This is a genomic window from Microbacterium sp. P2_F9 (assembly GCF_056403635.1).
Window position 1 is genome coordinate 1 of the sequence record NZ_JBFUFC010000251.1, and the last position, 4576, is coordinate 4576.

At 69.8% G+C, this 4576-nt stretch carries 6 protein-coding genes; all 6 read left to right on the plus strand.

Going from position 1 to position 4576, the window contains the following annotated elements:
* A partial coding sequence (locus AC1DVT_RS18150; RefSeq protein ID WP_477390550.1) for a 3'-5' exonuclease occupies positions 1-578 on the plus strand: 578 nt, incomplete at its 5' end.
* Between the two features lie 135 nt (positions 579-713).
* A complete protein-coding gene (locus tag AC1DVT_RS18155; protein WP_477390552.1) occupies positions 714-1766 on the plus strand; it encodes an SseB family protein in 1053 nt (350 codons plus the stop codon).
* 82 nt (positions 1767-1848) lie between these two features.
* Complete coding sequence (locus AC1DVT_RS18160; protein ID WP_457100090.1) at positions 1849-2277, plus strand: ArsR/SmtB family transcription factor; 429 nt, start codon at positions 1849-1851, stop codon at positions 2275-2277.
* Complete coding sequence (locus AC1DVT_RS18165) at positions 2274-2750, plus strand: SRPBCC family protein (RefSeq protein WP_477390554.1); 477 nt, start codon at positions 2274-2276, stop codon at positions 2748-2750. The genes AC1DVT_RS18160 and AC1DVT_RS18165 overlap by 4 nt, the downstream gene beginning before the upstream one ends.
* A gap of 1 nt (position 2751) precedes the next feature.
* Positions 2752-3348 (plus strand): dihydrofolate reductase family protein, encoded by a 597-nt coding sequence (locus AC1DVT_RS18170; RefSeq protein WP_477390556.1) that lies wholly within the window; start codon positions 2752-2754, stop codon positions 3346-3348.
* A gap of 81 nt (positions 3349-3429) precedes the next feature.
* A complete protein-coding gene (gene ligD / locus AC1DVT_RS18175; protein WP_477390558.1) occupies positions 3430-4461 on the plus strand; it encodes a non-homologous end-joining DNA ligase in 1032 nt (343 codons plus the stop codon).
* The last annotated feature ends 115 nt before the right edge of the window (positions 4462-4576 follow it).

Below are 4576 nucleotides of genomic sequence, written 5' to 3' on the forward strand. Positions count from 1 at the left end.
GTGTGTTCATCACCGGCGTCGAGGAGGACCTCATCCCGCACCGCATCTCGGCGGGGGAGCCCGGTGGCCCGCAGGAGGAGCGCCGGCTGTTCTACGTCGGTGTGACCCGCGCGCGGAAGCGGCTGTACCTCACACTCGCGATGACCAGGGCGCAGTTCGGCGAGGTGTCGGTCGCGATGCCCAGCCGGTTCCTACAGGAGATCCCCGCCGAGCTCGTCGACTGGCGGCAGTCGCCCGGCGACGTCAACTCCCGCGGCGGCACGCAGTCGCGGGCGCTCAACGCGCGCCGGCCAGGCGGCGGCTGGGGCGGTGGGTCGGGCAGCGGACGCTACGGCGAGGACCTCCTGCCCAAGTCCACGTCGATCGAGCGGTTCGCGAACCGCGTTCCCGCCAAGGTGCGCGACAACGGCGACATGGTGCTCGCGCCGGGTGACCGCATCCGTCACGACGACTTCGGCGAGGGACGAGTGGATGCCGTGACCGGCGAAGGCGCGAAGCGYGTCGCCCACGTGCGCTTCGAGAAGGCCGGCGCCAAGAAGCTCCTCATCAAGATCGCACCCATCGAGAAATTGAGTTGAGACGGGTCAATGCGAGCGAAGCCCGCGTTGACGCGTCTCAACTCAAGGTTGAGTAGGCCGCCGCAGGCGCCCGTATCGAAACCCGGGAGCCGGATCTCTCAGGTGCCTCGCCTGCACCGCGATTAGGCTCGGATGATGGCCTTCTTCTCGCGCGGCAAGCGCACGCCCCAGCCCGCCGACCCGAGCGCGGCAGCGACGCCGGCCGAGCCCGACGAGAGTGCCGAGTCGGCTCAGGCCGGGGCCGAGCAGGCCGAAACGCCGACGGCCGAAGCCACTGAGGCGGCATCCACCCCGCCGGTTCCGGATGCCGCGGCCGAGGCATCCGTCCCCATCTCGGTTTCGTCGTTCCGTGGACTGAATGCCACCCCGCCGCCCCGTCGCCCCGCGCCGGAGCTGGCGCCGGTGCCGAAGCAGTCGGTCTCGGGCCTGCGCGACAACGTCGTGGTCGTCGCCGCGCTGGCGCGGATCACGGGTGCGCCCACGACTGCCGATCTCGTCGATGTCGGGCGACAGCTGATGCAGGGGCACCTCTTCCTGCGAGTCAAGGGCGACGCGCGGTCGCTCCTGTCGCAGGGGCGTCCCGTGCCGTTCGCGCTCGCCACGGTGGGGGAGAAGCGCTACGTCATCGCCTACTCGAGCGGCGGCGCCATGCAGGCGAGCGTGCGCGAAGACGGCGACGCCGACACCTCGGCGATGGGCCAGCCCGTGCTCTCGGTGCTGCGGGCCGTGCTCGCGGGACCGCACGACGGCCTGCTGCTCGACCCGTCGTCGGCGCCGGCTCGCGCGATCCTCTCCCGGGACCTCATCGAGAAGATGGTCGAGGGCGCCGATCCCGAGCTCACCATCAAGAGCCTGCTCGTCGCGGAGCGCACCGCCGCCACCGCGTCGTCCGTTGCGTTCGCCTTGGCGAACACCAGGTTCTGGATCGCGGTCAACCGCGTCGGCGACACCGGTAAGCTCGGGATCGCCGAGGCCCGCAACCCGGAGGGGGAGCGCTTCATCGAGCTGTATTCGCACCCGCTCGAGGTGATCGCGCTCGGCCGCGGCGACCAGCCGGCGCCGATGACCGGCGAGCAGCTCGGCAAGGCGCTCGCCGTGGACGACCAGCTGGCCGGCGCGATCGTCGACCCGGGCGGGCCGTGGATCCGCCTCTCCCGCGAGGACCTCCTCAGCGCCCTGCCTGGCTGATATCCCCTCGAGGGTTGCGCGGTTCGGTCAGTCGGCGTACCTTGGTAATCAACACAGAGGTTGATAAAGGAATGAGTTGACCATGAATCACGGGCCCGCGGCATCCGTCCTCGAAGACGGGCGTCTCGACCGTGCGTTCCTGGCTCTCGCCGACCCCGTCCGCCGGGCGATCGTCGCCCGGCTCAGCCGGGGGCCGGCGACCGTGAACGAGCTCGCAGAGCCGTTCGCGATCACGAAGCAGGCGGTGTCGCGGCACATCCAAGTGCTGGAGCTGGCGGGGCTCGTCACCCGCAGCCGCGACGCGCAGCGGCGGCCCGTCCACCTGGACGCCGCGGCGCTCGAGCATCTCACCGCCTGGATCGACCGCTATCGGCTCGAAGCCGAAGGGCAGTACCGCCGGTTGGACGCGCTGCTTGCCGCTTCCACCCGGGCATCCGCCGGCAGTCCGCCGGCATCCACCCCTCGCGTCGGCGGAGCCGGCGCTCATCCATCGAAGGAGAAGGAATCATGAGCAATCCCGTCGTCATCGACGCCACCCCCGGACAGTCCTACGCCGACATCTCGCGCGAGTTCGACGCTCCCGTAGAGGCGGTGTTCCGCGCGCATGCCGACCGCGACCAGTTCCGCGAGTGGATCGGACCCCGCGCCCTCCAGACGAACATCACCGAGTGGGACTTCCGCACCGGCGGCCGTTACCGCTACGAGCAGACGGATCCGCAGGGCAACGTCTACGCCTTCAACGGCGTCTTCCACACCGTGCGCGAGAACGAGCTGATCATCCAGACGTTCGAATACGAGGGCGCCCCCGACGAGGTGGCCGTCGACACGATGCGCTTCGAGGAGCTGCCAGGCGGCCGCTCGCGGCTCGTCGACCACAGCGTGTTCCCCACCGTCGAGGTGCTCGAGGGCATGATGTCCCAAGGCATGGAGTACGGCATGAACGAGGGCTACGAGAAGCTCGACGAACTCCTCGCCCGGGGCTGACATGGGCAAGGTCATCTGCTCTGCATCGACGTCGCTCGACGGCTTCGTCGCCTATCCGAACAACGACCCGGGGCCGCTGTTCGATTGGTACGAGGCCGGCGACGTCGAGATCGTCAACGCCGGCGATCTCCCGCCGTTCCACCTCACCCGCGAGAGCGCCGACTACTGGACCGCGTGGACTCAGGAGCTCGGCTGCCTCGTCGTCGGACGCCTGCTCTTCGACATCACCGATGGGTGGAAGGGCGAGCATCCGCTGGGGGTCCCGTTCGTGGTGCTCACCCACGAGGCCCCGAAGGACTGGGCGCACGGCGCGAAGGGCAATGCGCACTTCGTCACCGACGGCATCGAGGCCGCGATCGCGCGCGCCAAGGAGATCGCCGGCGAGAAGTCCGTGGGCGTCGCCGCCGGCACGGTCGCCGGGCAGGCGATCGCCGCCGGACTCATCGACGAGGTAGCCATCGACCTCGTGCCGGTCGTGCTCGGCGAGGGTCATCCGTATTTCGGGGATGTCGCGCCGGATGCTGTCCGGCTCGGCGATCCGACGGTGATCATCCCGTCCACACGCGTGACCCATTTGCGATTCCCGGTTCGGCGGTGACGGATGCCGTGCCTCGGCCGTAGTGGCGTGCGCCCGCAGGGCGGGGTGACGGATGCCTCGACCCGCCAATAGGGTCGAGGCATGGCGTCCGACCGCATCACGCTGACCGTCCCAGGGCCGCACGGCGACCGCGAGGTCGGGCTCTCCAGCCCGAACCGCGTGCTCTGGCCGGAGCTCGGCATCACCAAGCACGAACTCGCGGAGTACCTCATCACCGTCGCCGAGCCGTTCATCGCGGCCAACGGCGACCGGCCGGTCTCGCTGGAGCGCTTCCCGGAGGGCGTCGACGGCGAGCGCTTCTACTCCAAGAACCCGCCCAAGGGTGCGCCACCGTTCGTCGAGGCGCAGACGGTCACCTACAACAGCGGGCGGCGGCATCCGCAGCTCATCCTCACTGAGATCGCCACGGCGGTGTGGGCGGCGCAGATGAACACGATCGTGTTCCACCCGTGGGCCTCGCTCGCAGCCGACACCGACAACCCCGTCGAGCTGCGCATCGACCTCGACCCGCAGCCGGGGACGGATTTCGCGGATGCCGCGGCCGTTGCCCCTGCGCTGCGCGAAGTGCTCACCGAGGCCGGACTGACCGCGTTCGTGAAGACGAGCGGGAACCGCGGCATCCATGTCTTCTGCCCCATCGAACCGACCCACGAGTTCCTCGATGTGCGCCATGCCGTGATCGCCGCCGGGCGGGAGCTCGAGCGGCGGATGCCCGACAAGGTGACGACGAACTGGTGGAAGGAGGAGCGCGGTGAGCGCATCTTCATCGACTTCAACCAGGCCAACCGCGACCGCACGATGGCAGGCGCCTACAGCCCGCGGGCGCTGGCGGGCGCGACCGTGTCGACGCCGGTTACGTGGGACGAACTCGAGGCCGGGGTAGATCCGGGTACCTTCACGGTGCGCTCCGTGCCGGAACGGCTCGCCGAGGTCGGCGACCCGTGGGCGGCGCTGCTCGATGCGCCAGGCCGCATCGACACGCTGCTGGAGTGGTGGGAGCGCGACCTTTCGAACGGACTCGGCGAGCTGAACTTCCCGCCGGACTTCCCGAAGATGCCGGGGGAGCCCCCGCGGGTGCAGCCGAGCCGGAAGAACGAGGCGAACTGGGAGTGAGACTGCCCGGCGTCGGTCGCTGAGCTTGTCGAAGCGTCCAGCGTCGCCCGGACCCTTCGACAAGCTCAGGGACCGGTCGGCGGCACATATCGATGGCGAGACACCAGATCCCGGC